Genomic DNA, 4,229 nt, shown 5'->3' on the forward strand with positions numbered 1-4,229 from the left:
GCGGCACCCCCACCGGGGTGCCGCCCTTCGCCGTACCTGTGAAGCGACTACTTGCGCATGACCTCGGGCTCGTGGCGGCGCAGGAAGCGGGCCACGAAGAAGGCGCAGATCACGCCGAGGGCGATCAGGGCGACCATGTCCATGGTCCAGGCGCCGACGGTGTGCTCCCACAGCGGGTCCGTCTTGCCGGGGTTGTCCTTGTCGGGGTTGACCACGTTGAAGTCCAGCGTGGCACCCGCGGCGCCGACCGCCCAGCGCGACGGCATCAGGTACGAGAACTGGTTGACGCCGACCGCGCCGTTCAGCACGAACAGGCAGCCGGTGAACACGACCTGGATGATCGCGAACATGACCAGCAGCGGCATCGTCTTCTCGGCGGTCTTCACCAGCGAGGAGATGACCAGGCCGAACATCATCGAGGCGAAGCCCAGCGCCATGATCGGCAGGCAGAGCTCCAGCTTGGTGGCTCCACCGAGGATCAGCCCCTCCTTGGGGACATCACGCGTGGCGAAGCCGATGGCGCCGACCAGGGCACCCTGCGCCAGCGTGATCACGCCGAGCACGACGACCTTGGACATCAGGTACGCCGAGCGCGACAGTCCCGTCGCGCGCTCCCGCTCGTAGATCACCCGTTCCTTGATCAGCTCGCGGACGGAGTTGGCCGCACCGGCGAAACAGGCGCCGACCGCGAGGATCAGCAGGACGGTGGTGGCCGTGCCGTTCGGGATGTGCTGACCGGTCTTCGCGTTCACCTGCGGGTTCACCAGCAGGTCGTGGCCCGAGTCGATGAGCAGACTGACCGATCCGAGCACGAGCGGCAGGATCACCGTCAGCGCCAGGAAGCCCTTGTCGGACACGATCACCGACACATAGCGCCGGATCAACGTGCCGAGCTGGGAGAACCAGCCCTGCGGCTTCGGCGGCTTCATCGCCTGGGCCGGCGGCATCTGCACCGACTGCGGGGCGATGGCGTCGATGTCCGCGGCGTACATCTGGTAGTGCTGCGAGCCCTTCCAGCGGCCCGCCCAGTCGTAGTCGCGGTAGTTCTCGAAGGCGGAGAAGACGTCGGCCCAGGTGTCGTAGCCGAAGAAGTTCAGCGCCTCCTCGGGCGGGCCGAAGTAGGCGACCGAGCCGCCCGGCGCCATCACGAGCAGCTTGTCGCAGATCGCCAGCTCGGCCACGGAGTGCGTGACGACGAGGACGGTGCGGCCGTCGTCGGCGAGGCCGCGCAGCAGCTGCATGACGTCGCGGTCCATGCCCGGGTCGAGACCGGAGGTCGGCTCGTCCAGGAAGATCAGCGACGGCTTGGTGAGCAGCTCCAGGGCCACCGAGACGCGCTTGCGCTGGCCACCGGAGAGGGAGGTGATCTTCTTCTCTTTGTGGATGTCCAGCTTGAGCTCGCGCAGCACCTCGTCGATGCGGGCGTCACGCTCGGCGCCCGTGGTGTCGGCGGGGAAGCGGAGCTTGGCCGCGTACTTGAGGGCCCTCTTGACGGTCAGTTCCTTGTGCAGGATGTCGTCCTGCGGGACCAGACCGATGCGCTGGCGCAGCTCGGCGAACTGCTTGTACAGGTTCCGGTTGTCGTAGAGGACGTCACCCTGGTTGGCCGGGCGGTAGCCCGTGAGCGCCTTCAGGAGCGTCGACTTGCCGGAGCCAGACGGGCCGATGACCGCGATGAGCGACTTCTCCGGTACGCCGAAGGAGACGTCCTTGAGGATCTGCTTGCCGCCGTCGACCGTCACCGTCAGGTGGCGCGCGGAGAAGGAGACCTCACCGGTGTCGACGAACTCCTCGAGGCGGTCGCCGACCAGCCGGAACGTCGAGTGGCCGACGCCGACGATGTCGTTCGGGCCGAGCAGCGCGGAGCCACCCTTGGTGATCGGCTGGCCGTTGACGTACGTGCCGTTGTGCGAGCCGAGATCGCGGATCTCGTAGCGCCCGTCGGGCGTCGCGTGGAACTCCGCGTGGTGGCGGGAGACCTGCAGGTCGGAGACGACCAGCTCGTTCTCCAGCGCGCGGCCGATACGCATCACACGGCCAAGGGCCAGTTGGTGGAACGTGGTCGGGCTGCGGTCGCCGTACACCGGCGGCGCCCCCGCGCCACCACCGGGTCCGCCCTGCTGCGGCGGGATGTTGGCGGCCTGTTGCGGCGGCTGCCAGCTCTGTTCGGGCGCCTGCACCTGCGGCTGCTGCGGCTGCTGCTGCGCCCAGCCGGGGCTCGCGCCCTGCGCCGCGAACGGCTGCTGCTGCGGCTGCGCCTGCTGCGGCGCCACGGCCGCGGCGGCACCCGCCAGGTTCAGGCGCGGACCGTCGGTCGCGTTGCCGAGGTTCACGGCCGAGCCGGGGCCGATCTCCATCTGATGGATCCGCTGCCCCTGCACGAACGTGCCGTTGGTGCTGCCGTGGTCCTCGATGACCCAACTGCGGCCACCCCAGCTGATCGTGGCGTGACGCCAGGACACCCTGGCGTCGTCGAGCACGATGTCCCCCTGCGGATCACGTCCGAGGGTGTATGGCCTGGACGCATCCAGCGTCCAGGTCCGTCCATTCAATTCCAGTACGAGTTCCGGCACTCCAGCCCCACTGAGTTGTCCCCCGAGTTACCCCCATCACAGGGAGTCTAGGGATGTCGAACATCGTGGGGAACTATTTCAGTAGGAGCCCCCTGACCGAAAGTCGGGCCTTGTGAAGAGTGCGCACGGGCGGGTTGCCCGTTCCCGTTGACGGGGTTGAAACCGGCCCGGAGAGTGGTAATCCCCCGCGAGGGGGACACCGCGGTCCGAAACCGCGGGGCGGATCGGGGGGTCTGACGATGGGTATCGACAGGGCTGACCACGGCCGGAGGGTTCCGTGGGGCGACGTACTGCTGGCCGCGATCGCCTCCGTGAGCTGGGCGTTGATCGGGATGGCGGGCGTCGCCGCGCTCGGACTGCATCTGCTGGAGGCGGACACGGCGGGCTCGCTCGGCCCGATGACCGCGGCGGTTGTGGCGCTTGGTGCGGGTGGTTCGGTCACACCGGCCGGCGACGTCTCCGCCTTCGGCCTGAAAGGAGCGGAGGCGCACACCGCCATCCAGATCACGCCACTCGGTGTGGGACTGGTGGGGGCGCTCCTGCTGTCCTGGTTCTTCTTACGGTCCCTGCGCGGGGCGGGAGTTGTGATCGCGCCCTTCGAACTCGCGGCGCGCGCGGTCGCGGTGGTCGCCCTCTTCGTGGCGACCCTGGGCGGGCTCGCCTGGGCCGGTCACGACATCATCACGATCGACGGAAACAAGCTCGGGCTCGACAAGGCGGGCGGCGGCCTCGGCGACATCACGGACAAACTCCCCGGCGGGCTCGGGGACATCGGCGGACTGCTGCCGGGCAAGATCGGTGATCTCGTGAACGCCAAGGCCGCGGTGGGCTTCACCGTCGACACCGTGCCCACGCTGCTGGGGGGCGCGGCCTGGGCGGCCGGGGTCCTGGTGATCGCGCTGCTGGCCTCGCGCCGCACTCCGCTGCCGCGCGGCTGGGAGGCCGTGCACCGCACGGTCCGGCCCGCCGCTTCCGCGCTGGTCACGGTGTTGCTGGTGGCGGTCGCGGCGGGGTTCGCGGCGGCGGCGTACGCGGCGATCGGCGACGCCCACCCCAAGCGGATCGCGGGAGCGGCCCTGCTGGGGGCGCCCAACGGCGTGTGGCTGGGCATTCCCATCGGCCTCTTCGTGCCCTGGGACGGCAAGGCCACCGGCGAACTGGCCAAGTTGCTGCCCGACCCGCTCGACAAGCTGCTCAGCGTCGACTCCGGCCGGCCCGTCACGGTGGGCCGCCTCGCCGAACTGGACAGCCGTGTCTGGCTGTTGGCGGTCGCGACCGCGGTCATGATGCTGTTCGCGGGCGTCCTGACGGCCGCACGTACACCGTTCGTACGGTTCGTACGAGAAGGGGTCGCCGCCCCCTCGGGGGACCCGGACGCGGCCACCGTACGACCCGGGGGCGCGCTCGGTTTCGCGGGGCGCTGCGCGCTGCCGCTCGGGATCGTGACGGCTCTGGCGCTGCCTTTGCTGGCATGGCTGACGGATGTCTCCGCGGACGCCTCCCTGTCGGTGCTCGGCTTCGACGCCTTCGGCGCCGGCATCGAACTGCACGGCCATCTGGGCACGGCCCTGCTCCTCGGCGCCGCCTGGGGCGCGGGCGCGGGGGCGGCCGGGGCGCTGCTGGCGTACGCGAGCGGGGCCGCCGGGCGGCGGGCGG

2 protein-coding genes are annotated in these 4,229 nt (G+C 70.1%); one reads left to right on the forward strand and one right to left on the reverse strand.

The features are described 5' to 3' along the window. Positions 1-47: 47 nt before the first annotated feature. Positions 48-2,573: an FHA domain-containing protein gene (locus ABZS97_RS43475; RefSeq protein ID WP_356149408.1), complete on the reverse strand. Its 2,526-nt coding sequence runs from the start codon at positions 2,571-2,573 to the stop codon at positions 48-50. A 239-nt stretch (positions 2,574-2,812) separates the two neighbouring features. On the opposite strand from ABZS97_RS43475, the gene ABZS97_RS43480 reads away from it, so the two are divergent. Then, positions 2,813-4,229, forward strand: a 1,417-nt coding sequence (locus ABZS97_RS43480; protein WP_356149413.1) for a streptophobe family protein, incomplete at its 3' end; no start/stop codon positions are given.

This window comes from Streptomyces sp. NPDC005485, assembly GCF_040606085.1.
In the GTDB taxonomy this organism is placed as follows: domain Bacteria; phylum Actinomycetota; class Actinomycetes; order Streptomycetales; family Streptomycetaceae; genus Streptomyces.